Consider the following 25,184-nt stretch of genomic DNA (forward strand, 5'->3'; position numbering starts at 1 on the left):
TACGATGTCGTCGTCCTTATCTCGCCGTGACTTTTTGGCCCGCACTGGGGTGATTGGATGTTCCCTGGCCGCCAGTCCGCTGCTGACACCGGTGAGCTTTGCGGCAGCACCCTGGGATACGCGTTTGGTCGTTATCATCCTTCGGGGTGGCATGGACGGGCTGGATGTTGTGCAGCCCTATGGTGATCCCGCCTTTAACAAACTCCGTGGGACTTTAGCCCTTGGACCCGAGGGCGGTGCCTATGATCTTGATGGCTACTTTGCAATGCATCCAAGCCTTGGGCCGCTAATCCCGATGTGGGAAGCGGGGCAGCTTTCTTTCGTGCATGCTGTTTCGACGCCCTACCGTGACAAGCGCAGCCATTTCGATGGTCAGGACCTGTTGGAGGCCGGGACGACAACCATGGCCGGTGTCCGGGATGGCTGGTTGAACCGTATGCTGCAGGCGGTCCCCGGCGTGACGTCACAGACCGCCTACGCCGTGGGGCGCAGCGATATGCTGTTGCTTCAGGGACCGGCAGAAGTGGCAAATTGGTCGCCGGATGCGGACCTGAGCCTGAGCCCGCAAGCCGCGCGATTGCTTGAGATTGTAACGGAGTCGGATCCAGCCTTGCATGCCGCTTTGGCTGAAGCCCAGATATTGTCGGAAGTGACCGACGACATACAGAAGCGACGCAAGGGCAGCCACGTGCAAATTGCCGAGTTCGCGGCTGCGCGTCTGTCGGACGAAGCGAGGATCGCGGCCTTTTCATTGAACGGGTGGGACACCCATGGTGGGCAACCGCGCTTCATGAACACCGCGTTGACCCGTCTGGCGGAAACACTGCTGACCCTGCGGGGCAAGATGCGGGGAAACACGTGGCGCAAGACAGCGGTTGTTGCGATGACCGAGTTTGGTCGTACAGCGCGCCAGAACGGAACGCTTGGTACAGACCACGGTACGGGCGGGCTGATGATCCTTGCCGGTGGCGCGATCAAGGGTGGGCGTGTTTTTGGTCAATGGCCTGGCTTGGGTGATGGTGATCTGTACCAGGATCGTGATCTGATGCCGACGGGCGATGTCCGCGCGCATGCGGCTTGGGTGATGCAGAGTTTGACGGGGCTGGATCGGAATGTGTTGGAGAGTGCTGTTTTCCCCGGCTTGGACATGGGTAACGATCCGGGCCTGATCCTCTGATCCATGCGTAATGCCACTTGGACTTGGGCGGTTACTTGCCTAACGTCCGGCCATGACTGCGATTTACAAAGTGAATGCGGCCCCTGTCCCGGATTGGACACCGCCGCGCGTACCGGATGCGTCAACCATCTTGACCGGCGTCCATGCCAGGCTCGAGCCGTTGCGGGCCGAGCAGCACGCGGCTTTGCTGCACCGTGCATATGTCGGCCATGACCATGTCTGGGACTATTTGCCTTACGGCCCGTTTTCGTCGTCTGCGCAGTATCATCGTTGGGTGCGCGATGCAGAGCAGAATCCGGCCCTGCAGTTTTATGCAGTCTTCAATCTCGCGACCGGCCAATATGAAGGTGTCGCCAGCTTTCTGCGCATTGCACCCGAGGCAGGCAGCATCGAGGTGGGGCACATAAATTTCAGCCCGGCCTTGCAAAAGACACGCGCCGCGACCGAGGCGCTGTACCTGATGATGACCTGGGCTTTTGAAGAAGGTTACCGTCGCTTCGAATGGAAATGTGATGCACTGAACCGCGGTTCGCGCGCTGCTGCGCAACGGCTTGGACTGAGCTACGAAGGCATCTTTCGCCAAGCGACTGTCGTGAAAGGACGCAATCGGGACACCGCCTGGTTTGCCGCCATCGATGCCGAGTGGCCCGCCCTCAAGGAAGCGTTTGGCGCATGGTTGTCAGATACCAACTTCGATGCCGAGGGTATGCAGATCGAACGCCTGTCCGATTTGACCCGGCTTGTACGTGTGGCCGATGATCCGATGTTAACGGGCGGGTAGACCGCCCGTCAGATCGCGATCTTTTCTGACAACCTGTCTTGAACCAAACCTGCGATGGCTGCCGTTTCCGATGCGGCGGCATCGCCCCGCGCGCGCTTGGCGGCCAGTGCGTTCGTGGCCTGCAGCAGTTCCGCATCATGTGCGCTGCGCGCGACGCCCCCAAGAAACTGCACAATGTAGTCAAGCGTGCGTGCGTCATGAACGTCTTCCAGTACATCGGCGACATGTACCATGTCGTCGCGATATGCGATCGGGTCTGGTTCAACATCTCCTTCGGGGAGCGTTCGTGGCCCAAGTGGCTGCCTATCTTCCGGCAAATGCGTCAGAATCGCCTCTTGGAAGTTGGCGAGCGAGACCACCGGCTTTTCCATGAAACCATCCGCCCCAGCCTCCAGCGCGCGGTGCGCGCTGTCGACATCGCCTGAAATGCCAAGGATCACATCTGGTCGTTGCCCGGCGGTTGCAAGGTCTTGGATGAGATCGGCACCGTTCCCGTCTGGCAGTCCCAAATCGATGATCGCGACGGAGGGGCGATATACCTGCAAATGCCGTCGGGCCGCGCGCATCGTATCGGCGCGCCTGATGCGTGCGCCGCTGCGCAGACAAAGCAATCGCATCGCTTCGCAGGCATAGCGGCTATCCTCGATCACGAGAACGGTCAGGCCCAGGAGCGGACGCAAGGCGGTTGGGGCCGGGTAACTTGGTTTGAACGGGTCCGTCGTGTCCATCAGATCCTCCAAAAAGCTCTTGCGACTCATCGTTACGTCGCCATGCCTAACAGCGCGTTAACGTCGCCTTGCGTGCAGCGTGCACGTTGGCGATAAGAGCGCAGTTGCCAGCCAAAGGAGCCTTAGAACATGATCGGTCGCCTCAACCACGTTGCCATTGCCGTCCCCGACCTCGAGGCCGCCGCCGCGCAATATCGCAGCGCGCTGGGCGCGAATGTCGGTGAACCGCAGGACGAACCCGATCACGGCGTGACCGTTGTTTTCATTGAGCTGCCGAACACCAAGATCGAATTGCTTTATCCCTTGGGTGACAACAGCCCGATCCAAGGTTTCCTGGACAAGAACCCGGCGGGCGGTATCCATCATGTTTGCTACGAAGTGGAAGACATCATCGCGGCCCGCGATCATCTGAAGGCCAGCGGCCTGCGTGTGCTGGGCGATGGCGAGCCCAAGATCGGCGCCCATGGCAAGCCGGTGCTGTTCCTGCATCCAAAAGACATGAACGGCACCCTGACCGAGCTTGAGCAGGTCTGATGGGCATCACATCCGCCCTTGTCCTCTATGCGGTCATCTGGTGGCTGTGCTTCCTGATCGCCCTGCCCGTGAAGGTGCAGACCCAAGGTGATCTGGGCGAAGTTGAGCCGGGCACGCATGCAGGCGCGCCCGAACATCACCACACCCGCCGCAAGGCGTGGATCGTGACGTGGGTGGCACTGTTCCTGTGGATCATTATCGCCGGGATCATCCTCTCGGGATGGATCACTCTGGATGATATGAACTTCTTTGACCGGGCGATTGAGCCGCTGTGACCTTGTGAAAGATGTGGGTGAATGTTGCGGCTCCGATGATCGGGATCAGCAGGTTCACCAGCGGCACGGACAGTGGGATCGCCATGAGCGTGCCTGCGAGCCAGATCGTTCCGTTATGTGTGCGCCGCAGTTCCTTGGCGCGGGCGCGACCCACGCGGCGCATGGCAGCGAGGGTGAAGTACTCTCGGCCCAGCAGGAACCCGTTCAGGCCCCAAAAGATGAAGGGCGCAGCGGGCGTGAACATCACGTAGAGGATCAGCGCAAGTATGTTGGCGCCAATCAGCACACCCAGGAAGTTCACCGTGTCCACGACTGCATCCCCAAACGGGACGTTTTGTGCCGGTGGCAGGTTGGGGTAATGCCGATCTTCGACCGCCTGCGCGACTTCGTCGAGAAACATGGAAGTTATGGCCGATGCCACTGGCATCATCAGGAAGATCGATAGCACCAGGAACAGGAAGAATGAGCTCCAGGTGATGATGTCGCCGAGCCACGTGATGGTTCCGATCCACGGCAGGGACACACCATCCGCCGTGAGCCAACCGATGAACCAGACAAAGCCAGATGTGGCCGCGACCAGAAGGGCGATTGTCAGGGCAATGCCCAGCAGCAGCACGCGGCGAAAGCGCGGGTCGCTGATCTGGCCAAGGGCTGCGAAGAATGCGGTCAGGATCATGCGTCGACCCATGTGGTGATGGCTGGTACGTCCGGGCGGGGGCGTTCCGGCGGCGCGGAGGTTTCGGTGCCGATGTGGATGAACCCGGCGATCCGTTCGTTATCTGACAGATGGAGCGCGTCGGTCATGAACCCCCGATCATGGCTCGGCCAACCGCTGAGCCAGTTGGCACCCCAACCTGCGGCGAGGGCTGCGTTGAGCAGCGACAGACAAACCGCGCCCGCTGAGTAAGTCATTTCGAGTGCAGGGATTTTTTCGACCGGGCGTGTGATTTCCACGACGGCGACGGCGAGATGCCCTTGATCGAATTGTGACCGACCTTGGTGATTTGATCGGGGTCGAGCCCAAGTGCAATGCCGCGTTTTTCGGCCGCCTCGGCCAATCGGGGCATGGCCGCTTTGCCCAGCACGATGAAGCGCCACGGTTCCAGTTTGCCATGATCCGGGGTGCGGGCAGCCGCCGTCAGAAGCTGTTCGAGCGTTGCCCGATCCGGCACCGGTTCCCGCAGTGTCTTGGCGGGGCGGGACCGGCGGGTCAAAAGGAAGTCGAGGGCCGCTTGGTTTCTTGCGGGCATATGTTACGCCTTTTTACATGTTGAGGGTCATGTCGTGGCGATTGGCTGCGACGTCAAGGGGTTAGAGGCCAAGTTGTTGGGCCATATGGTCGATTTCGGCGCGCAGGAAGGCATCGAAGCGCGGTCCCGGCTGACGGTTGTTCAAGGCGCGGGCCATGGGATCGGGGGCGGTGATCTTGCTGCCAGACAGGGCCTCGAGCGTGGCGTGGCCGCAGAAGGGAACGTAGATTTCCGAGTATCCGCCCTCGTGGCTGAGGACCAGTTTGCCGTCGCAGATACGTTCCGCCAAGGCTTTGATCTTCAACGTCATTTCGCGGAAGGTTTCGGCAGTGGCGAGCATGCGGGCGAGGGGGTCCACGGCGGCGGCGTCAAAGCCGCAGGCCACGATGATCAGGTCGGGGTTGAAGGCTTCGATGGCGGGAGCGGCCACACGGTCAATGGCGTGAAGGTAGGCGGTGTGGCCGGTCCCTGCGGGCAGGGGGAGGTTGATGTTCGCACCTTCTCCGTCGCCGGTGCCGCGATCTGCTAAGTATCCTGTTTCTAAAGGATAATTCCCCTCCTGATGGAAGGAGATCGTGAGCACGTCGGGCCGGTTATAGAAAATGGATTCCGTGCCATTGCCGTGGTGCACATCCCAGTCCAGAACGGCGACACGCAGGTCGGGGCGTGTGGCCTTGGCAGCCTCGATCGCGATGGCGATGTTGGCCATCAGGCAGAAGCCCATGGGGGTCGCCGCCTCGCAATGATGGCCTGGCGGACGGGCAAGGGCGTAGGCGTTTTCATGGCGGCCTTTCAGCACGGCTTCGACCGCTGCGGTGGTGAGGCCTGCGGCCAGTGCGCCGATCTCGTATCCGCCGGTGGCGAAGGGCGCGTGGTGGCCAATCTCACCCCCTTTTGCATCGGATAAGGTTTTGAATTCACTTAGGTAGCTTTCGGGGTGTACGCGCAGCAACTGGTCATGCGTCGCGGCGTCAGCCGTGGTGACATGCAGGTCATTTGTCAGACCCGTGACATCCATCAGGTTCTTCATCCTCCGCTTGGTTTCAGGGCTCTCCGGCAGGCCACCGGCGGCGAGTGGCTGCACCAATCCGCCCAAGGGAACGGTGAAGGCATAGTTGCCGCCGCCGTGCCACATGGTGCGTTCGTCCCAGTAGAATCCAGTGCTCATCTGCGTCCCTCCCTTTGCGGTCGAAGGTGGCGAAGCGGTCCGGGATTGTCCATGCCAGCGTGCGGTCTGTTAACCACGACTTCTGCATAGGATTGGCGGCATCCTTGGCGGGCGCCTTGTGTCAAAACCGCGTGTTTTCCCTGAGAAACTAAGACATTTGATGTGGCCATTTCCGGGGTCCTTTTACCCGTTTCCGAAAAACTGCGTCATTTGGGGGGCAAACTGCGATATTCGGGCTCGCAGACAGAAAACCACGCTTAGAAACAGTTAACAGGGGCGATTATGCCGCACCTTCGGCCAGCAGTGCGTCCACATCCAACGGGGTGTTGACCATAGCAAGTGCGCCATCGGATGTTCGGGGCCATTCCGCCTCTGGCCGGTCGCGGTACAGCTCGATCCCGTTATCATCGGGGTCACGGATGTAGACGGCTTCGGACACGCCGTGATCAGCGGCCCCGTCCAGTGCTGTGCCGTAATTGAGCACGCGGCCCAAGGCCGCCCCAAGCGACGCACGGTCGGGGAAGAGAAAGGCCACGTGATAGAGGCCCGCCGCCTGTTCCGGCGCTGGACCCGCGCCGCGCGAGTGCCAGGTGTTCAGACCGATATGGTGATGGTAGCCGCCCGCCGACAGGAACGCCGCCTGATCGCCGTAGCGTTGGGTCAGGGTGAAGCCGAGGACATCGCGGTAGAACGTGATGGATCGTTCAAGGTCGGTGACCTTGAGGTGGATATGGCCGACGCGTGTGTCAGCCGGGACTTTGGCGGTCATGATGTGTCTCCTTGTGATCCGAAAGCTAGGGACCGTCAGGTTCAGTGCCTAGGCGCAGTTCCGCACAGCGTTGGTGCGGGGCGGTGGACAGATACGCTTGGACGCCCATAGGCTGACAATCTGCCAGCGGAGGATGCCATGGATGTTTTGAGGACCGACGATGCCCGGTTTGACGGGTTGCCGGATTTCGACTTTGCCCCGCATTATGTCGATATCGACGATACCGATGGCGGGTCATTGCGTGTCCATTACCTGGACGAAGGGCCGTCCGAGGGTGAGGTTGTGCTGGTCATGCACGGGGAGCCGACCTGGAGTTACCTCTATCGTCACATGATCCCGGTTTTTACCGCTGCAGGTCATCGGGTGTTGGCGCCGGATTTGGTGGGCTTTGGCCGGTCGGACAAGCCCGTACAGCAATCCGATTATACCTATCAACGGCATGTGGAGTGGATGAGCGACTGGCTGCGGCAGGTTGATGCGACGCGCATTACGCTGGTCTGCCAGGACTGGGGCGGGTTGATTGGTTTGCGCCTGTTGGCCGCCATGCCGGAGCGGTTCGCGCGACTGGTGGTGGCGAATACGGCGCTGCCCACGGGGGATCATCCGATGAGTGATGCCTTCAAGGCGTGGCGTGAATTCTCCCAGACGGTTGATCCGTTCGATGCGGGCCGGATTGTCTATGGCGGGACCGAAACGAAGCTGACGCCGGAAGAGGTCGCGGCCTACAATGCGCCCTTTCCCGATGAGAGCTACAAGGCAGGCGCACGTGTTTTTCCGATGCTGGTCCCGGACGGGCCGGATGACCCAGCGGCGGGGCCGAACCGGGCGGCGTGGGCTGTGCTTGAGACTTTGGAATTGCCCGTCCTGACCGCCTTTGGCGCGCAAGACAAGGTGATGGCCGGGGTTGAGAAGGTGTTTCAGCACAAGATGCCGGGGGCCAAGGGGCAGGCGCATGTCATCTTTGATGGCGCCGGGCACTTCCTGCAGGAGGATGTGGGGCCGGAGCTGGCGCGGGCGGTGATGACGTTTATGTCGGGGAATGTTTGAGGGGTAGCAATGGGTTTGAGATCGCAGCTTTCAATTGAATACATCGTCAGATGACAGCTCCGAGCCCATATTGACCGATGCCGCACCTCGAATGGGTGTCCGCTTCACCTTCCACGCTCAGGCGTCAGCACAGCGCTAAAAGGACAGCCTTACAAGGTGAATGAACATCCACTGTCAGACGCTAGGTTGATACGCCTTCTCGGCATTCGCACTCGGCAGCAGAGAGGCCACATTGTTGAACGCGGCGCGACGTGCGAATGCTCAGTCTAGGCCATGAGTCGCAGCACGAATTGATTACGAAATGGTTCGATACCAAATGGGATCCGGAGGGTTTCGGTCGCACTACCTGTGTGCTCCGATGGCTTCCAAGCCACGTCGGTGGATTCTCGCTGGGGCCCGCTACAAAGAAAACAGTAACTTGCAGGATTGCAACCATAGGTTAGCAACAATCAGCCGCCAAAATGAAGCAACGCTCGCAAGAGGTTGCCGAATTGAAGTCCTCACAGCGATAGAAGCTCTAAAAAATGATACCTCATGTCTCACTGAGCGACAAAGCCTCAATGATCTCGTATCACTCTTGAAAGGGAGCAGGACGGTGACTCTATACGGAACCATGTCATCACAAGACGAAGAGTTTCGGCTCAAATTCGCCGAGGCGATCCAAGGCGCTGCCGTGTGATCGATACGACATCACCCTTTGCTAGTACCCTGATCACTGCGAAGCTTTCGGAACGACATCCGTGGGCACCTTTGATGAAAACAGCGAAGCACGTATCCGGGGTGATTCAACTGACGTCGAACTGCGCAGCTGCACGACCGCTTCTCTGGGACCAAATAGCACACGACGCTTTTTGATCAGAAAGTGAAGCCCAAATGCGAATTGATGCGCGGCGGAGCGATAGTCAGCGATCTTGTTCACTGGGTAATCAATCCTGTCGCGAAGAAGTGGAAGACCGAAACCATACCTTGCCAGAAAAAGGAAAACCAGATGCCACTCGACGAAACACGCGCGGACAAAGACACATTCTTGTTCAGCACCGCCCCGGTCTTGTTTCCCGCCTTAACCTCTATGACTGGGCAAATAGCCCTTGAGCAATCGCTCCAGGCCCGCGACATCCTGGCATCAGAACTCACGGAGAAACAGACTGGGATCCTTTCTGAATTCGCCTCCATGCTCGACATCGCAAGTGCAGTGGATGTCACCACGGGCACTGAAGCAATCGAGATGTTTGGCAATGATTTGGACATCACGCTGGTTGAAGACTTCCGTACAACCGATGGTCAGAAGCTGAACGGTGCGGCCACTGAAGATGGTCGGATCTTCATCGATGCGGATCTGCGTGGAGACACGTTGCAAGCCACTCTGACCGAGGAGATTGCCGAAACCGCCTTCTATCAAGCCTTCGACAACGCCTCCCAAGGTGATTTTGGCGCAGAAACCGTAACAAGATTGACTGGGCAAACTTATTTAACACAGCTGGCAGCATTCGGCGGTGAGTCCGAAGAAGATACGGTGCAAACAGAGTTTGGCACGGCACAGGCAGCAGAGGAGCTTCCGGACTATATCATCGACCTCCTGATCGCCGCAGGGGTGGTGGGCACCCCACAACCCGCAATCGAAGATAGTCCTAGAAGACTTGTACCGTCTGAAACAGCCAATCCATTTGCGAGCGCTCTTGTCTCGCCCAACGACCTTATCGGCGCTGGCGAAGTAAAGACCCAAAGATGGAAGGATGGTCTCGATCAGACTCTCATAGACTATACCTTGGTCACGCCTAATGCAAAAGAATTCGACCTTACAGCTGTCCAAGGCAAGCATGATTTGAACTTCGACGGCATACTGGACCAATACGAGATAGCAGGAGCCTATGGCGCTCCGTCTACTGACGACATGAGAATCCTTGACGTGACCCCGAACAGGCTGATCCCTACCTCGGAATCGAAGACTGTCCTTGTAGGTCAGGGTGAGGCTTCCACCACGTGGGTGCTGCGAACGGAAGAGACGCATCAGACCTCGGAGGAATACAATTGGAACAGTACGATTTCGAGTACTCTTGAAGTATCGAATGAGTTCCTAGGGATTGGTGCTCGCGCGTCCTTGACAACGGAATTTGGTGAGGGTGGATCCGTCACCTCGGGCAACAGCTTCACCGTCGCAAATGAGGTCCGCGACACCTATACGGTTCCCGCAGGTGCATATGAACCGGGAACTTTGGTGAACTATGGGTTTCACATGATCACTGCGGATGTAAGTCTCTTAGAAACCACACTCTATTCCATTGAGATCACCAATGCAGAAGAAGGAACAGACAACTACGTCTATTTCGAAGGTATTAATACAGGCGTGGTCGAAGACCACTACGCAGGCCTTGTCGTGACCGACTATGATGTGAACAATCCACCCGTTGAAACAGACGTGTTGGCCCTCGTGTAAGACATCAACGTTGTCGGGACGGGTGGGCAGACCGCTCTTCCCGACAAGGTTTTATGTTTTACGGACGCGACGCGTTAAGTTTGCAAAGGAGGGCATCACATACATAGCTGGCATGTCATCTTCAGCAGAATTGACATGCCCTATTTCGAAAAGGGCACAGTGCCAGACTAAGTGTTACTGTTACTGGGCCAAATGACAGCCACAAATTCAGCGCAAGAGGCCGCCAAAAAGAATACTACCACTACCGAGAGGCACAGATATCTCGCCGCATATCCTGCAATGCCTCGCGCACAGTTCGAGTGCAGCAGGTTGTTTGCTGGTATCACATACTGATAGGTGCGTTTCTAGCGGTAGACATCCAAAAACGAATTTTAGGCTACTTAAAGGTAGACGATGTGCCGAAAGCCTATTCGCAAGTGCTATGAGAGCTTGCTGCAACCTATTTAGAAGTCGCCCAATCGGACTACTGCACGAATAAAGAGAGATTTCTCAGACTAGCGTTGTCATCTTGTAACCGTGCAGAAGAGGTTCTGAATAGTAAAGACCATGAAGAGGACCTATCCAGGATTGCCGAGATACGTCGACTTGCTCACTCCCTCTGATCGCCACTGTGCCGTTACCCCAAGTTTCGCCGGGGCTTTGCAGCCGAGGCGAAAACGACCGTTTTTGACACGGCAGAAACCTCCAAACCCGACTTTGGCGCAGTCGCAGCGAAAGTTCGCTTTGTCCCGCACTGCGGGCATTTCGCACCGTTGATGCGGTTCTGTCAGCTCCCGACCATCCCCACGATCTCGTAGGTTTTCTTTAGGATCGGTTGCGTGATCTCGCGCGCTTGTTCTGCACCGCGGGCCAGCAACCTGTCGATCTCGGTGACGTCACCCATCAGCCGCGTCATCTCGGATGCGATGGGGCTGAGTTTTTCGACCGCGAGTTCTGCCAGCGCCGGTTTGAATGTGCCGAATTGGGCGCCGCCGTGATCGGTCAGCACCTGCTCGACGCTCATGTCGGCCAGAGCGGCGTAGATGTTCACGAGGTTGCGTGCCTCGGGGCGGTCTTCGAGCCCTTTGACCTCGGAGGGCAGAGCCTCGGGGTCTGTCTTGGCCTTGCGGATTTTTTTGGCAATCGTGTCAGCGTCGTCCGTCATGTTGATGCGGGAGGCGTCCGAGGGATCGGATTTCGACATCTTCTTGGACCCGTCCCGCAGGCTCATTACACGTGTGGCCGCCCCTTTGATCACCGGTTCGGTCAGGGGGAAGAAATCGACGCCGTAGTCGTGGTTGAACTTGGCGGCGATGTCGCGCGTCAATTCAAGGTGCTGCTTTTGGTCGTCGCCCACGGGCACATGGGTGGCGTGGTAGATCAGGATGTCTGCCGCCATTAGGGCCGGGTAGCCGAAGAGACCAAGCGACGCGTTCTGGGCGTTCTTGCCTGCCTTGTCCTTGAACTGCGTCATGCGCTGCATCCAGCCCATGCGGGCCACACAGTTGAAGACCCAGCCAAGCTGGGCGTGTTCAGGCACCTGGGACTGGTTGATGAGGATGGACCGTTCGGGGTCCACGCCTGCCGCGATGTATGCGGCGGCCAGTTCGCGGGTCTTGGCCGCCAGTTCGGCGGGGTCCTGCCAAACCGTGATCGCGTGCAGGTCAACCATGCAGTAGACCGTCTCGTAGGTGCCTTCGTTCTGCATCTCGACATAGCGTTTGAGCGCGCCGAGGTAGTTGCCCAGCGTCAGGCCGCCTGAAGGCTGCATGCCCGAGAACACGCGGGGTGTGAATTGGCTGTCTGACATTGGCTTACCTCTGGGCAAATTTGCGTCGTTGGCTTACCCATGGCTAAAACAAAGTTCAAGCAGGCAGGCCCCTATGTCCGAGCATCATGATCCAAGCCCCGTCAACCCATTGCCTCCGGCCGTTTGGTTGCTTTTTCTGGCGGTGGCCTTGCCCGAGCTGGCGTTTTCGCTGGGTGAAGCGAACCTGATCGGTGGACCAGGGGCGGTCGGGTGGCGGTTGCAAGCCTTGAATGATTACAGCTTTTCAGGTGAGGCGTTCGATTACATGCTGAGCAATGGCATCCTGTTGCCCGAGCATTTGCTGCGGTTCCTGACCTATCCCTTTGTGCATGGCACCTTTACCTCGACCCTGTTTGCCGGAGTCATCCTGCTGGCCATGGGCAAGATGGTGGGCGAGGTGATGGGCGGCTGGGCGGTTATCCTGCTGTTTGTCCTGTGTGGTGTCTTTGGTGCGCTTGTCTTTGGCCTGCTTACGGATCAGGCGTGGCTGATCGGAGCCTACCCTTCGGTTTACGGTCTGATCGGTGTTTTCACCTTTCTGCTGTGGCAGAAGCTGGCCGCGACCGGTGGGCCGCAGGCGCGTGCCTTTACCCTGATCGGGGTGTTGATGGGCTTGCAGCTGCTGTTCGGCATGTTCTTTCAGGTCGGTTATGCCTGGGTGGCGGAGCTGTCGGGGTTTTGCGCGGGCTTTGCCCTAACTGCTTTTGTAATGCCCGGCGGTTGGGCGCGCGTGCTGACAACCCTGCGCCGCCGCTAGCTGCGCCGTACGGCCCCGCGAATGTCCGACAGCTTCAGCGCACCGATGGCGTGGGCCACGCCGAAATAGCTGCCTGCCCCCATTGTGATCAGCCCCAACAGAGCGATGTAGCGCACCCCGTCCGTGCCAAGCGCGGGCTTCAGAAGGCTGGCAAAGACCCCCAGAACGATCCCCATCACCAGCGATGCAATGATGATGCGCGGCAGGCGCTGGCGATAGCGAGTATCGACCCGCACAACGTCCCCCATGCCGCGTAGACCGATGTAGAGCAGGCCCAGCATGGCCCATCCTGCCACCGTTGTGGCAACAGCAGGTGCGATCCAACCGATCGTGGGGGATAGGCCCACGGCGATGGCGGCATTGATGACCATTGCCACAAGTGCGAAGTGGAAGGGTCGCTTGGTGTCGCCCCGGGCGAAGTATTGGGGCTGCAACACCTTTTGCAGTACGAAGGCGGGAAGGCCCGCACCATAGATGGCGACGGCCACGGCAATGGCGGCGGCGTCGTCCGTGCCTGTAGCCCCGCGTTGAAACAGGACCGATACAAGCGGTAGGGGGATCACCACCAGCGCCATTGCGCTGGGCAGGGTCAGCGCCATGGAAAATTCGGTTGCGCGGGAATAGGCGGTGCGTGCGCCATCATTGTCATCTGCCTTGAGCCTGCGGGACAGGTCCGGCAGCAACACGATGCCGACGGCAATGCCCACGACCCCAAGCGGCAGTTGATAGAGCCGGTCGGCGGCGAACAACCAACTGACCGCGTTGTCATAGGTCGAGGCGACAAGCTGGCCGACGACAAGGTTCACCTGCATCACACCGGTGGCCAGCGCTGCGGGTATCGCGGTGCGCACCATCAGGCTCATGTCCGGTGTCCAGCGGGGACGTCCGAGGCGCAGGGCGAAGCCTGCCTGTGCAGCCGCACCCCATGTCAGCGCCAGTTGCGCGATGCCGGCAAGGGGGATGGTCCAGACCAGCCAGGTGATCGCCGTACCGCCCGTCGCCCACGCCAGCGTCATGGCGCCGATCACCATGATGTTCAGCAGGACGGGCGCGGCTGCGGCGACCGCGAAGCGACCCGTGGCGTTCAGCACGCCGGAAAACAGCGCCGAGAGCGACATGAAAAAGATGTAGGGAAAGACGATGCGGCCAAAGCCTGTGGCAAGGTCGAACCGTTCTTCCCCGAACCCGCCTGCGGTGGCCCAAACGAGCGCGGGCATGAAGATCATGGCGAGCGCTGTCAGGATCAACGTGACCAGCGCCAGCCCGTTCAAAGCGTCTCGACCAAAGCGCGCCGCGTCCTCGTCCCCTTCGAGCTTGGAGGAGAACATCGGAACAAAGGCCGCGTTGAACGCCCCTTCGGCAAAGAAACGGCGGAACATGTTGGGCAGGCGGAAGGCGGCGACGAAGGCATCCATCAGCGGGCCGGGACCGATCAGCGACAAGATCATGATCTCGCGCACGAAGCCCAAGATGCGGGAAAGCAGCGTCCAGACCCCAACGGTCAGAAAGCCGCTGATGAGGCGGATCGGTTTCATTTGGAATTGGGTAGCTTGTGGTGCGCGCGGGCGCAATGGTCGGGCTTGGGGCGTGTGGTTTTCAGATGTTGCCGGAAAAGGCTTTTTGAGCCCAAAGCGTAACCCTCATACCCTGTGCGGCGCCTATAGTTCTTGAAGGTTCCGGACCGGCACCCAACCATTTAAGCCGCTCGCCGCTCTACACAGTACCCATCCATTCCGTTCATGAATGGAGTCTAGGACCTCGCCCTTGCGACACGTTAGTTCGATCGCCGAAAAGTCGGCGTTGGCGTAAGTTTTCCCGGCAACTTTCCTTACCAGGCCGTCTGGTATCCAACCTTCTTTATCAGATTGGTTTTTTGCCCAAAGCCAAACATGTCCATCCCAATCGTCGGTCTTGCCTGAAAGCCAAAACTCTTCGTCGGCCTTTAGCACAATTGGGTCTTCGTATGTTGCCTCCCAATCTTCAATTACGCGAAATCTCCGCACCAGCTTACCTCCAGTCCTCAGCGCATCTTTTGCAAGTATATACCCTAGACGTCTTCAAGAGTGGCGAACGGGGGCAAAGGTCCGCTAAGCAATCATGTGATCACACTGATCAGACACCCATTCCGCCCGACTTGAAACAATCGTTTTTCGCCTTGCTGTTGCCTGTCAAAGCGCTTTGAATGGTGATGCACATCTCTAATCGAAGGCAGAACCAATGGCAGACGGACGGGACTGGTGGCGCGGGTCGGTGACCTATCAGATTTATCCCCGGTCCTTCATGGACGCGGACGGGGATGGGATTGGGGATATCAAGGGCATCATGGACCGCTTGGACCATGTGGCGTCTCTGGGTGTCGATGCCATCTGGCTCAGCCCGGTGTTTCCGTCGCCTATGGCCGACATGGGGTATGACGTGTCGGACTACCTCGACATCGATCCGACTTTTGGCACCTTGGCGCAGTTCGACGAGATGGTGGCAAAGGCGCATGGCCTTGGTTTGAAGGTCATCATTGATCAGGTGCTGAGCCACGCGTCGGATCAGCATGCCCTGTTCACCGAGAGCCGTCAGAGCCGCGACAACCCCAAGGCAGATTGGTTCATCTGGGCCGATCCGAACCGCGATGGCACGCCGCCCAACAACTGGCTGTCGATCTTTGGTGGTCCTGCCTGGACCTGGGATGCACGTCGTCGGCAGTACTACATGCACAACTTCCTGAAAGAGCAGCCGGATTGGAATTTCCATAACCGGGAGGTGCAGGATTACCTGCTGGACTGCGTGCGCTTCTGGCTGGATCGGGGGGTCGACGGCTTCCGGCTCGATACCGTGAACTTCTATTTCCACGACCATCTGCTGCGCGACAACGCGGCGAACCCATCGGACTGGGCGCAGGAGGCCGTGCGGCCGTTTGAGATGCAGTATACGCTGTTTTCCAAGAACCGGCCCGAGAACATCGAGTTCTTGGAGCGGCTGCGCGCGCTTCTGGATGAATACCATGATCGCACCATGGTGGGTGAGGTGGGCGACAGCCATCATTCCATCGACATCATGGGGCAGTACACGTCCGGTCAGCGCCTGCACATGGCCTACAGCTTTGAAATGCTGGGGCCGGATTTCAGCCCCAAGCATTTTCGCGAGCGGATTGAGGCGTTCTTTCGGGATGCACCCGAAGGCTGGCCCTGCTGGGCGTTTTCAAACCATGACGTGCCGCGCCATGTGGGCCGTTGGCTGGAGCATGGGGTGGATCAGGATGCCTTGGCCAAGCAGGCGGCTGCTCTGTTGCTGAGTTTCGAAGGGTCCATTTGCATCTATCAGGGCGAGGAGTTGGGGCAGGTCGATACTGTCCTTAGCTTTGAGGAGTTGACCGACCCCGAGGGCATCAATTTCTGGCCCGAGAAGACGGGGCGCGATGGTTGCCGAACGCCCATGGTGTGGGAGGCTGACGCGCCCAATGCGGGCTTTAGCCAAGCCAACCGCACATGGCTGCCGGTCAAGGAGCCGCAAGCTGCGCGTGCCGTGTCGACGCAGGGGGAGAATAGCGTGCTGGCGTTTTATCGCGAGATGTTGGCGCTGCGCCGTCGGTCGGACGATTTGCGGGCAGGCAAGACGGTGTTTCTTGATCTGCCGGAACCCGTGCTAGGGTTCATGCGGGGGGAGAACATGATGTGCCTGTATAACCTGTCGCCTGATCCTGTGAGTGTGGATGTGCCCCATGTGGTGACGTCCCTTTTGGATCAGTCCGCTGAGGTCGATGGCGCGCGCGTGACACTGGGTGGAAGCGGGTTTCTGATCGGGCGCATCGCTTGATGGGTGGGGCGGACACGACCAGTTTGCCGCCCCATATGACCCAAGGGGATGTCGATGCGCTGCTTAACGCGCGCCATGACCGCCCCTTTGATGTTCTGGGTGTGCACACGACCGGATCAGTGGCGTGGTGTGTTGCCCTGGTGCCGGACGCAACGAGGGTTACAGCGACGGTGGGGCGCAAGAAGGTTCCGCTGGAGCGCGTTGAAGGGCCGCTTTTTGCGGCACAGGTGCCGAATTCCAAGTCCGCGCATCGCTTGACGGCCACGTTTGCGGACGGGGCGGAATGGGCGTTCGAGGACCCCTATCGCTTTGGCCCTGTCCTGACGGAGATGGATCAGCACCTGATGGGTGAGGGCACGCACCGCCAGCTGTGGCAGGCGCTCGGGGCGCATGTGACCGACGTGAATGGCGTGGCAGGCACGCATTTTGCTGTCTGGGCACCCAATGCGGCGCGCGTATCGGTCGTGGGGGATTTCAACATCTGGGACGGGCGCCGACATCCGATGCGGCGTGTGGGCGAGACCGGCGTGTGGGAGATTTTCCTGCCCGGTCTGGGTGACGGTGATCTCTATAAATACGAGATCGCGCCACAGGACGGTGCGCCCTTTCTCAAGGCTGACCCGGTGGGCTTTGGCGCGCAGCATCCGCCCGAGACCTCCTCGGTCGTGCGGGATATTTCGGGCTATGGCTGGGATGATGATAGCTGGATGGAGGAGCGCGGTGTCGCCCAACAGCGGGACAAGCCGATCTCGGTTTACGAGGTGCATCTGGGGTCTTGGCGTCACACGACGGACGGGCGGCGGCTGAGCTACCGCGAGCTGGCAACGGAGCTTGTCGATTACGCCGTCTGGATGGGCTTCACCCATCTGGAGTTTCTGCCGATCAGCGAGTTTCCCTTTGACGGGTCGTGGGGGTATCAGCCGCTGGGTCTGTATGCCCCGACGATCCGCTTTGGTCCGCCGCATGAGTTCCGCGATCTGGTGGAAGCCGCGCATAAGGCAGGGCTGGGCGTGATCCTTGATTGGGTGCCGGGCCACTTCCCGTCGGATGCCCATGGGTTGGCACAGTTTGATGGCACGCATCTGTACGAACATGCCGACCCGCGCGAGGGGTTTCATCAGGACTGGAACACGCTGATCTACAATTACGGGCGGCGCGAGGTGAAGAACCACCTCACCGCCAATGCGCTGTATTGGTTTAAGGAATACCATATTGACGGGCTGCGCGTGGATGCCGTCGCGTCGATGCTCTACCGTGATTATTCGCGCGCCGATGGGGAGTGGGTGCCGAACAAGGATGGCGGGCGCGAGAATTACGAGGCCATCGATTTCCTCAAGGAGATGAACACCCTCTGCTATGGCGAAGTGGACGGGATCATGACGGTGGCCGAGGAAAGCACGGCCTTTCCCGGTGTGTCCACGCCTGTGGACGCGGGTGGTTTGGGCTTTGGTTACAAGTGGAACATGGGGTGGATGAACGACACCCTGCGTTACATCGAAAAGGACCCGGTGCATCGCAAATACGATCATCACCTGATGACGGCACCGATTGACTATTCCTTCTCGGAAAACTTTGTCCTGCCGATCAGCCATGACGAGGTGGTGCACGGCAAGGGGTCGATGATTGGCAAGATGCCGGGGAACGAGTGGGAGAAGTTTGCCAACCTGCGCGCCTATTACGGGTTCATGTGGGGCCATCCCGGCAAGAAGCTGTTGTTCATGGGCTGCGAGTTTGGCCAGTGGGCCGAATGGAACCACGATGCGGCTCTGGATTGGGATGCGCTGCATGGGGATCAGCAGCGCGGGTTGCAGGCGTTGGTGCGCGATCTGAACCACCTTTACCGCGACGCGCCTGCGCTGCATCGGCGCGATTGTGATCCGTCGGGTTTTGGATGGATCGCCAATGATCCTGATCAGTCGCTGACCGCTTTTGTGCGGCGGGGCGAGGACGGTGACGCGCCTGTTGTCGTTGTGTGCAATTTCACTCCGGTCGTGCGTCAATGGCGCATTGGCGTGCCGGTTCCGGGCCTTTGGGAGGAGGTTCTGAACACTGATGCGGCGGCCTATGGCGGCGGCGATCGGGGCAATGGTGGTGCGGTCCAAAGCCAGAGTGGCGACTGGGACGGGCTGCCGGATTTCGTGGATGTTACCGTGCCGCCTTTGGCGACGGTGGTGTTCCGACACAAACATTAGGGGAGGAAACGATATGGCGGACATGACACGGCTGTCCCAGAGGTCCATGGCATTCGTGCTGGCGGGCGGGCGCGGATCGCGGTTGAAGGAATTGACCGACCGGCGGGTGAAACCTGCGGTGTACTTCGGTGGCAAGACGCGGATCGTCGATTTCGCCCTGTCGAATGCGGTCAACTCCGGCATCCGCCGCATGGCCGTGGCCACGCAGTACAAGGCGCATTCGTTGATCCGCCATTGCCAGCGCGGCTGGAACTTTTTCCGGGCGGAGCGGAACGAGTTTCTGGATATTCTGCCTGCCTCACAGCGTGTGTCCGAGGAGATGTGGTATCGTGGCACCGCCGACGCGGTCACTCAGAACATTGATATCGTTGATAGTTATGGCATCGAATACATCGTTGTCCTTGCAGGTGACCACATCTACAAGATGGATTACGAGATCATGCTGCGTCAGCATGTGGAGCAGGGCGCGGATGTGACAGTCGGCTGCCTGACCGTTCCGCGCGCGGATGCGTCCGCCTTTGGTGTGATGGCGGTGGATGCGCACAGCCAGATCACGTCCTTTCTGGAAAAGCCCGCCGATCCGCCCAGCACGCCTGAGGACCCGACCAAGGCGTTGGCGTCGATGGGGATTTACGTCTTCAATTGGAAGTATCTGCGCGAGTTGCTGATTGCCGATGCCGCCGATCCGAATTCGAGCCATGATTTCGGCAATGACCTGATCCCCGAGATTGTGAAGGGCGGCAAGGCCGTCGCGCATCGCTTTGACGATTCTTGTGTCCGGGGCGAGGGCGCGCCGAGTTACTGGCGGGATGTGGGCACGCTTGATGCGTTCTGGGAGGCGAATATCGACCTGACCGATTTCACGCCCGAGCTGGATTTGTGGGATCAGAACTGGCCCATCTGGACCTATTCCGAAAGCGTGCCGCCCGCGAAGTTCATCCATGATGAGAAGGACCGGCGCGGGGTGGCGATCTCGTCGATGGTGTCGGGCGGGTGCATCATCTCGGGAACCGAGGTGCGCAATTCGCTGCTGTTCACGCAAGTGCACACCAATTCCTATGCCGTTCTGGATCATTCGGTTGTTTTGCCCAATGTGGTCATCAACCGGTCAGCCCGGTTGCGGAAATGCGTGATTGATCGGGGGTTGAGATTCCCACCGGGCTGGTTGTGGGGGAGGACCCCGTGGAGGATGCCAAGTTCTTCCGCGTGTCGGAAAAGGGCACTACGCTGATCACCAAGGATATGGTGGAGGCATGGAAGGCCGCGCAATGATCAAGGTTCTGTCTGTTGCGTCTGAATGTGCCCCGCTGGTCAAGACCGGCGGGCTGGCTGACGTGGCGGGGGCTTTGCCCGGTGCATTGGCGCCTTTGGATGTCGAGATGCGGACGTTGTTGCCGGGGTATCCGGCTGTGATGAAGGCGTTGAAGGGTGCCCAATGCGTTGCCGACATCAGTGATCTTTTTGGTGGGGCGGGGCGGCTTTTGTCGGGAGAGGCGGCGGGGCTAAGCCTGTTTGTGCTGGATGCGCCGCATCTGTTTGACCGGGGTGCCGGGATTTACCTGAACGACGATGGCGTGGACTGGCCTGACAACCCCGAGCGTTTTGCTGCGTTGTGCCGGGTTGCGGCGGATATTGCCGGTGGGTCCTTGGGCGATTGGCGACCTGATCTGGTGCATTGCCATGATTGGCAGGCGGGGTTGGTGCCTTACTACCTCAAGCGTGACGGAGTTTCAGTGCCGAGCGTCCTGACCATCCACAACATTGCCTTTCAGGGGCTGGTGCCGATGGCACGCGCCAAGGCGCTGGGCATTGCCAAGGCCGATCTGACCCGCGAGGGGGTCGAATACTGGGGGCAGATTTCGGCGTTGAAGGCGGGACTGGTCTGGGCCGATCGGCTGACCACCGTGTCGCCCACCTATGCCCGTGAGTTGATGACGTCCGAGTTTGGCATGGGGCTGGACGGCGTGTTGCAGACCCGCAAGGCCGACCTGTCAGGGGTATTGAATGGCATTGATCTGGAGGTCTGGTCGCCTGGGGTCGATACGCACATTCATCAGTATAAGACCCCGCGCGGGAAGGCTGCGAACAAGACGGCTTTGCGCGACGAGTTCGGATTGCCAGACGCGGATGGCCCGCTATGCGTGGTGGTGTCGCGTCTGACCGAGCAGAAGGGGCTGGACCTGCTGCTGGACGCCTTGCCTGCGCTGCTTGACCGGGGCGGGCAGTTGGCGCTGTTGGGCTCTGGCGATCCGGCGTTGGAGAAGGCGTTTGCCGGGTATGACCACCCGCATGTTGCGGCGCGGATTGGATATAACGAGGCGTTGTCGCACAGGATGATGGCGGGCGGCGATGCGATTCTTGTGCCGTCGCGGTTCGAGCCTTGTGGGCTGACCCAGCTTTATGGCCTGCAATACGGCACCTTGCCCGTTGTGGCGCTGACCGGCGGGTTGGCGGATACGGTGATCCCGGCCACGCCTGCGACCATGGCCAAAGAGGTCGCGACCGGGCTGCAGTTTCATCCGGTGACGGCGGACGCCCTCTCAAACGCGTTGATGCAGCTTTGCGACCTTTTCGCCGAGCCCAAGCTGTGGTCAAAGATGCAGCGAAACGCGATGGCGCAGCCCGTGGGGTGGGCGCCGTCGGTTGCGGCCTATGCCGCGCTGTATGACGACCTGATGAAGGCTGCTGAATGACACCATTCCAACTGAGCGCGGGCCGCCCGCACCCTCTGGGGGCCACGTTCGACGGTGAAGGCGTGAACTTTGCCGTGTTTTCCCAGCACGCGACCCGCGTGGTGTTGTGCCTGTGTGACGATCAGGGGCGCGAAGTGTACCTTGTCGATCTGGCCGAGCGTGAGGGGCATATCTGGCACGGCTACATCGCCGGGCTGCGCCCCGGTCAGCAATATGGCTACCGCGTCCATGGGCCTTATGCACCCGAGGAAGGTCACCGCTTCAACCCCTACAAGCTTTTGATGGACCCCTATGCCAAGCGGTTGGCGGGGCAGGTGCAGTGGCATGATGCGCTTTACGGCTACGAGATCGGGCATGCTGACAAGGACCTGAGTTTCGACACCCGTGACAGCGCGGAATACATGCCACGGTCTGTTGTGGTCGATCCGGCGTTTACATGGGGGCGGAGCGAACGCCTGCGCCTTGATACACCGTGGTCCGATACGGTGATCTACGAGGCGCATGTCAAAGGGCTGACCGCGCAGCGCAAGGACATAAACCATGCGGGCCGGTTCCTTGGCATGGCGTCGGACCAGATGCTGGACCATCTGACTGATCTGGGGGTGACGGCGATTGAGTTGATGCCCGCGCAGGCCGCTGTTGATGACCGGTTCCTTGTGGACAAGGGGCTGAGCAACTACTGGGGCTACATGACCTACGGGTTCTTTGCGCCCGAGCCGAAGTATCTGAGCAACCACGACATTTCCGAGTTCCAGCAGATGGTGGCGCGCTTCCACGCTGCCGGGATCGAGGTGATCCTCGACGTGGTTTACAACCACACTGCCGAAGGGGATCAGCGCGGACCTACTCTGTCTTTCCGGGGTTTTGACAACGCGAGCTATTACCGTCTAACCGATGATCCGCGCTACTATGTGAATGATACGGGTTGCGGCAATACGCTGGATCTGGATCATCCCTTTGTCCTGCGCATGGTGATGGACAGTTTGCGCTATTGGGTCGAGGTGATGCATGTGGACGGGTTCCGCTTTGACCTTGCCTCGACCCTTGCGCGCACCTCGGGCGGCTTTGACCGGGACGGGCCGTTTTGCCGTGCGATCCGGCAAGACCCGGTGCTGAACAAGGTCAAGATGATTGCGGAGCCTTGGGATGTGGGATCCGGCGGCTACCAACTGGGGGCCTTTCCATCGCCCTTTACCGAGTGGAACGATAAGTACCGGGACAATGTTCGGAAGTTCTGGCGCGGGGATGCCTGCATCATCCGCAAGCTGGCGGGGCATGTGACCGGGTCGGCCCTGCGCTTTGACCATGACGGGCGGCCTGCCACGTCGTCGATCAACTTTGTGACCGCCCATGACGGTTTCACGCTGATGGACACGGTCAGCTACAATGAAAAACACAACGCCGCGAATGGTGAAGGCAACCGCGACGGGCATGATCACAATTGTTCGGACAATTGCGGGGTCGAGGGGCCGACGGATGACCCGGCAATCATGGCCCTGCGCGCCCAACGGCGGCGCAACATGCTGGCCACCCTGATGCTGAGCCAGGGCACGCCGATGATTTTGGCGGGCGACGAGCTGGGCAATAGCCAAGGCGGCAACAACAACGCCTATTGTCAGGACAACGAGATTGGGTGGGTCAACTGGGATGAGGCCGATCCGGATTTCCTGGCCTTCTGTCGCCAGATCATCGCGTTTCGTAAATCTAGCCCCATCCTGCGCCAGAAGCGGTTCCTGCATGCGGGCAAGCGGGCCGTCGATGGCAAGCCGGACGTATTCTGGCGTAAGGCCGACGGCACCGCGATGGCGGAAGAGGATTGGCAGTGGCCCGAGTTGAAATTCCTTGGGGTCGAGATGCGCATGGCGCGCGGCACGCCCGCCTATGAGCCGCGCCTTGGGGCCATTTACATCCTGTTCAATGCGGGGGGCAAAACCCGCGCGACGCTGCCCGAAGCCCTGCCCGGACACCGCTGGCAGCGCGTTATCGACACATCGGGTCACGCGGGCGGGGCTGTACGTGCGGGCGCGGTGTCCATTGCGCCCAACAGTGTCGTTGCGCTTGAACTCTGCCCTATTGGCGGCAGCCCCGTTGGCGCGTCCGAATTTCAGGAAAGAAAGATTAAAGCATGAGCAATCAGACAGTTCAGACCGCACCGATCGAGGGGCAGAAACCCGGCACCAGCGGCCTGCGCAAGAAGACGGCCGTGTTCATGCAACCGGGTTATCTTGAGAATTACACGCAGGCCATTTTCGATGGTGTTGGGGGCATTGCGGGCAAGACTTTGGTTGTCGGCGGTGACGGGCGGTATTTCAACGACGTTGCCATCGGGACCATCCTGAGGATGGCGGCGGCCAACGGCGCTGCCAAGTGCATCGTCGGGCAGGGCGGGTTGTTGTCCACGCCCGCGGCCTCGCACCTGATCCGCAAGCGTGGCGCTGATGGTGGGCTGATCCTGTCAGCCAGTCACAATCCCGGCGGGCCGGATGCGGATTTTGGCCTAAAGTACAACGGTCCGAACGGTGGCCCTGCGACCGAAGGGGTGACCGAGAAGATCTTTGCCCGGACGACGGAGATTGACGCCTATCACATTCTTGAAGGCGGTGCGGTGGACCTGAACGCGCTGGGCGACAGCCAGTTGGGTGATATGCGGATCGAGATTGTCGACCCGGTTGCCGACTATGCCGAGTTGATGGGGAGCCTGTTTGACTTCGATGCCATCGCGGCCCTGTTTCGCGGTGGGTTCCGCATGTGCTTTGACGCCATGCACGCTGTCACCGGGCCCTATGCGCATGAGATCCTTGAGAACCGTCTGGGGGCGCCTGCGGGCACGGTGATGAATGGCGTCCCTAGCCCGGATTTTGGTGGCGGGCACCCTGACCCGAACCCGGTCTGGGCCAAGGCGCTGATGGATGTGATGTATGCGGGTGACGCGCCTGACTTTGGGGCGGCGTCGGATGGCGATGGCGACCGCAACATGATTGTAGGGCGGCGGTGCTATGTCAGCCCGTCGGATAGTTTGGCGCTGCTGGCAGACAAGGCCGATCTGGCACCCGGCTATTCGGGTGGTCTGGCTGGGGTGGCGCGGTCCATGCCGACCTCTGCCGCTGCAGATCGCGTTGCCGAGGCCAAGGGCACGGCGCATTTCGAGACACCCACCGGTTGGAAGTTCTTTGGCAACCTGCTGGATGCGGACAAGGTGACATTGTGTGGTGAAGAAAGCGCGGGCACCGGATCAAACCATGTGCGCGAGAAGGACGGTCTATGGGCCGTTCTGTTGTGGCTGAACATTCTGGCCGCCACGGGTAAGTCCGTATCTGATCTGATGGCGGCACATTGGGCGAGCTATGGGCGCAACTACTATTCGCGCCATGATTACGAGGCGGTGGACAGCGCGGCGGCGAATGATCTGATTGCCAATCTGCGCGCCCGTTTGGGTGATTTGGCTGGGCAGAGTGCTGGTGGGCTGACGGTCTCGGGCGCGGACGAGTTTTCCTATGACGATCCGGTGGATGGCTCCACGTCCTCTGGTCAAGGCATCCGCATCTATTTCGAAGGGGGCGGGCGTGTGGTGTTCCGCTTGTCGGGCACAGGAACTGATGGAGCCACGTTGCGTGTGTATCTTGAGCAGTTGGAAACTGCGCCGGATGCGCTGGATCAGGACCCGCAAGAGGCCTTGGCAGGCATCATCGCAGCCGCAGACGCGCTGGCCGGGATCAAGGCGCGCACCGGACGCGATGGCCCCGACGTCATCACCTGATGATCTGCCGGACGTTCATGCGGGTG

General features: G+C 59.8%; 19 protein-coding genes and 2 pseudogenes. 13 read left to right on the plus strand and 8 right to left on the minus strand.

Features of this window, described 5'->3' with window-relative positions:
* The first annotated feature begins 4 nt into the window (after positions 1 to 4).
* Positions 5 to 1,177, plus strand: a complete 1,173-nt coding sequence (locus ACZ1HN_RS05385; protein WP_472726753.1) for a DUF1501 domain-containing protein — start codon at positions 5 to 7, stop codon at positions 1,175 to 1,177.
* A gap of 52 nt (positions 1,178 to 1,229) precedes the next feature.
* Entirely contained in the window at positions 1,230 to 1,958 is a 729-nt protein-coding gene (locus ACZ1HN_RS05390; protein ID WP_472726754.1) for a GNAT family N-acetyltransferase, read from the plus strand.
* 8 nt (positions 1,959 to 1,966) lie between these two features.
* Here the strand turns inward: ACZ1HN_RS05390 and ACZ1HN_RS05395 are convergent, their stop codons facing one another.
* The gene (locus ACZ1HN_RS05395) at positions 1,967 to 2,686 is read right to left on the minus strand and encodes a response regulator (protein ID WP_299208345.1); all 720 of its coding nucleotides are present in this window, start codon (positions 2,684 to 2,686) and stop codon (positions 1,967 to 1,969) included.
* Positions 2,687 to 2,815: 129 nt separating this feature from the next.
* On the opposite strand from ACZ1HN_RS05395, the gene mce reads away from it, so the two are divergent.
* Together mce and ACZ1HN_RS05405 are read left to right on the plus strand one after the other, a co-directional pair.
* Positions 2,816 to 3,220 carry a methylmalonyl-CoA epimerase gene (gene mce / locus ACZ1HN_RS05400; protein ID WP_299704541.1) on the plus strand — a complete coding sequence of 135 codons (405 nt, stop codon included), beginning with the start codon at positions 2,816 to 2,818 and terminating at the stop codon, positions 3,218 to 3,220.
* Positions 3,220 to 3,495, plus strand: a complete 276-nt coding sequence (locus ACZ1HN_RS05405; RefSeq protein WP_472726755.1) for a DUF1467 family protein — start codon at positions 3,220 to 3,222, stop codon at positions 3,493 to 3,495. Before mce ends, ACZ1HN_RS05405 begins: the two co-directional genes overlap by 1 nt.
* Here the strand turns inward: ACZ1HN_RS05405 and ACZ1HN_RS05410 are convergent.
* The 4 genes and pseudogenes from ACZ1HN_RS05410 to ACZ1HN_RS05425 all read right to left on the minus strand — a co-directional run bounded on the left by ACZ1HN_RS05410 (position 3,446) and on the right by ACZ1HN_RS05425 (position 6,682).
* Positions 3,446 to 4,171 carry an EI24 domain-containing protein gene (locus ACZ1HN_RS05410; protein WP_472726756.1) on the minus strand — a complete coding sequence of 242 codons (726 nt, stop codon included), beginning with the start codon at positions 4,169 to 4,171 and terminating at the stop codon, positions 3,446 to 3,448. The two genes, ACZ1HN_RS05405 and ACZ1HN_RS05410, sit on opposite strands and share 50 nt — an antisense overlap.
* Positions 4,168 to 4,745, minus strand: a pseudogene (locus ACZ1HN_RS05415) (nitroreductase family protein). Before ACZ1HN_RS05415 ends, ACZ1HN_RS05410 begins: the two are co-directional and overlap by 4 nt.
* Before the next feature lie 61 nt (positions 4,746 to 4,806).
* Positions 4,807 to 5,913, minus strand: coding sequence for a class II histone deacetylase (locus tag ACZ1HN_RS05420; protein WP_472726757.1), 1,107 nt, complete (start codon positions 5,911 to 5,913; stop codon positions 4,807 to 4,809).
* 280 nt (positions 5,914 to 6,193) lie between these two features.
* Positions 6,194 to 6,682 carry a VOC family protein gene (locus tag ACZ1HN_RS05425; RefSeq protein WP_472726758.1) on the minus strand — a complete coding sequence of 163 codons (489 nt, stop codon included), beginning with the start codon at positions 6,680 to 6,682 and terminating at the stop codon, positions 6,194 to 6,196.
* A gap of 138 nt (positions 6,683 to 6,820) precedes the next feature.
* Between ACZ1HN_RS05425 and ACZ1HN_RS05430 the strand changes: the two genes are divergently transcribed.
* Positions 6,821 to 7,729, plus strand: a complete 909-nt coding sequence (locus ACZ1HN_RS05430) for a haloalkane dehalogenase (protein ID WP_472726759.1) — start codon at positions 6,821 to 6,823, stop codon at positions 7,727 to 7,729.
* A gap of 862 nt (positions 7,730 to 8,591) precedes the next feature.
* Positions 8,592 to 10,163 carry a hypothetical protein gene (locus ACZ1HN_RS05435; RefSeq protein WP_472726760.1) on the plus strand — a complete coding sequence of 524 codons (1,572 nt, stop codon included), beginning with the start codon at positions 8,592 to 8,594 and terminating at the stop codon, positions 10,161 to 10,163.
* Between the two features lie 766 nt (positions 10,164 to 10,929).
* On the opposite strand, the gene trpS is transcribed toward ACZ1HN_RS05435, so the two are convergent.
* Entirely contained in the window at positions 10,930 to 11,952 is a 1,023-nt protein-coding gene (gene trpS, locus ACZ1HN_RS05440) for a tryptophan--tRNA ligase (RefSeq protein WP_299746039.1), read from the minus strand.
* A gap of 73 nt (positions 11,953 to 12,025) precedes the next feature.
* On the opposite strand from trpS, the gene ACZ1HN_RS05445 reads away from it, so the two are divergent.
* Positions 12,026 to 12,709, plus strand: coding sequence for a rhomboid family intramembrane serine protease (locus ACZ1HN_RS05445; RefSeq protein ID WP_299208355.1), 684 nt, complete (start codon positions 12,026 to 12,028; stop codon positions 12,707 to 12,709).
* On the opposite strand, the gene murJ is transcribed toward ACZ1HN_RS05445, so the two are convergent.
* Positions 12,706 to 14,244 (minus strand): murein biosynthesis integral membrane protein MurJ, encoded by a 1,539-nt coding sequence (gene murJ, locus ACZ1HN_RS05450; protein WP_472726761.1) that lies wholly within the window; start codon positions 14,242 to 14,244, stop codon positions 12,706 to 12,708. The two genes, ACZ1HN_RS05445 and murJ, sit on opposite strands and share 4 nt — an antisense overlap.
* A 123-nt stretch (positions 14,245 to 14,367) precedes the next feature.
* Positions 14,368 to 14,712, minus strand: coding sequence for an SH3 domain-containing protein (locus ACZ1HN_RS05455; RefSeq protein WP_472726762.1), 345 nt, complete (start codon positions 14,710 to 14,712; stop codon positions 14,368 to 14,370).
* 214 nt (positions 14,713 to 14,926) lie between these two features.
* On the opposite strand from ACZ1HN_RS05455, the gene ACZ1HN_RS05460 reads away from it, so the two are divergent.
* The 6 genes and pseudogenes from ACZ1HN_RS05460 (at position 14,927) to ACZ1HN_RS05485 (ending at position 25,158) form a co-directional block, all read left to right on the plus strand.
* Positions 14,927 to 16,516: an alpha-amylase family glycosyl hydrolase gene (locus tag ACZ1HN_RS05460; RefSeq protein ID WP_472726763.1), complete on the plus strand. Its 1,590-nt coding sequence runs from the start codon at positions 14,927 to 14,929 to the stop codon at positions 16,514 to 16,516.
* A gap of 35 nt (positions 16,517 to 16,551) precedes the next feature.
* Positions 16,552 to 18,708 carry a 1,4-alpha-glucan branching protein GlgB gene (gene glgB, locus ACZ1HN_RS05465; protein WP_472726764.1) on the plus strand — a complete coding sequence of 719 codons (2,157 nt, stop codon included), beginning with the start codon at positions 16,552 to 16,554 and terminating at the stop codon, positions 18,706 to 18,708.
* Positions 18,709 to 18,730: 22 nt separating this feature from the next.
* A pseudogene (gene glgC / locus ACZ1HN_RS05470) lies at positions 18,731 to 19,980 on the plus strand (glucose-1-phosphate adenylyltransferase).
* Positions 19,977 to 21,401 (plus strand): glycogen synthase GlgA, encoded by a 1,425-nt coding sequence (gene glgA, locus ACZ1HN_RS05475; RefSeq protein ID WP_472729280.1) that lies wholly within the window; start codon positions 19,977 to 19,979, stop codon positions 21,399 to 21,401. Before glgC ends, glgA begins: the two are co-directional and overlap by 4 nt.
* Positions 21,398 to 23,530, plus strand: a complete 2,133-nt coding sequence (gene glgX / locus ACZ1HN_RS05480) for a glycogen debranching protein GlgX (protein ID WP_472726765.1) — start codon at positions 21,398 to 21,400, stop codon at positions 23,528 to 23,530. The genes glgA and glgX overlap by 4 nt, the downstream gene beginning before the upstream one ends.
* Positions 23,527 to 25,158 (plus strand): alpha-D-glucose phosphate-specific phosphoglucomutase, encoded by a 1,632-nt coding sequence (locus ACZ1HN_RS05485; RefSeq protein WP_472726766.1) that lies wholly within the window; start codon positions 23,527 to 23,529, stop codon positions 25,156 to 25,158. The genes glgX and ACZ1HN_RS05485 overlap by 4 nt, the downstream gene beginning before the upstream one ends.
* Positions 25,159 to 25,184: the final 26 nt, after the last annotated feature.

This window comes from Tateyamaria sp. GN1-10 (genome assembly GCF_055693845.1).

Coding starts and splice junctions, on each gene's coding strand:
- ACZ1HN_RS05410 (WP_472726756.1), bottom strand. CDS start 4,171: ATGATCCTGACCGCATTCTTCGCAGCCCTTGGCCAGATCAGCGACCCG.
- trpS (WP_299746039.1), bottom strand. CDS start 11,952: ATGTCAGACAGCCAATTCACACCCCGCGTGTTCTCGGGCATGCAGCCT.
- ACZ1HN_RS05420 (WP_472726757.1), bottom strand. CDS start 5,913: ATGAGCACTGGATTCTACTGGGACGAACGCACCATGTGGCACGGCGGC.
- ACZ1HN_RS05460 (WP_472726763.1), top strand. CDS start 14,927: ATGGCAGACGGACGGGACTGGTGGCGCGGGTCGGTGACCTATCAGATT.
- glgA (WP_472729280.1), top strand. CDS start 19,977: ATGATCAAGGTTCTGTCTGTTGCGTCTGAATGTGCCCCGCTGGTCAAG.
- glgX (WP_472726765.1), top strand. CDS start 21,398: ATGACACCATTCCAACTGAGCGCGGGCCGCCCGCACCCTCTGGGGGCC.
- ACZ1HN_RS05405 (WP_472726755.1), top strand. CDS start 3,220: ATGGGCATCACATCCGCCCTTGTCCTCTATGCGGTCATCTGGTGGCTG.
- ACZ1HN_RS05430 (WP_472726759.1), top strand. CDS start 6,821: ATGGATGTTTTGAGGACCGACGATGCCCGGTTTGACGGGTTGCCGGAT.
- ACZ1HN_RS05485 (WP_472726766.1), top strand. CDS start 23,527: ATGAGCAATCAGACAGTTCAGACCGCACCGATCGAGGGGCAGAAACCC.
- ACZ1HN_RS05445 (WP_299208355.1), top strand. CDS start 12,026: ATGTCCGAGCATCATGATCCAAGCCCCGTCAACCCATTGCCTCCGGCC.
- glgB (WP_472726764.1), top strand. CDS start 16,552: ATGACCCAAGGGGATGTCGATGCGCTGCTTAACGCGCGCCATGACCGC.
- murJ (WP_472726761.1), bottom strand. CDS start 14,244: ATGAAACCGATCCGCCTCATCAGCGGCTTTCTGACCGTTGGGGTCTGG.
- ACZ1HN_RS05390 (WP_472726754.1), top strand. CDS start 1,230: ATGACTGCGATTTACAAAGTGAATGCGGCCCCTGTCCCGGATTGGACA.
- ACZ1HN_RS05395 (WP_299208345.1), bottom strand. CDS start 2,686: ATGGACACGACGGACCCGTTCAAACCAAGTTACCCGGCCCCAACCGCC.
- mce (WP_299704541.1), top strand. CDS start 2,816: ATGATCGGTCGCCTCAACCACGTTGCCATTGCCGTCCCCGACCTCGAG.
- ACZ1HN_RS05385 (WP_472726753.1), top strand. CDS start 5: ATGTCGTCGTCCTTATCTCGCCGTGACTTTTTGGCCCGCACTGGGGTG.
- ACZ1HN_RS05425 (WP_472726758.1), bottom strand. CDS start 6,682: ATGACCGCCAAAGTCCCGGCTGACACACGCGTCGGCCATATCCACCTC.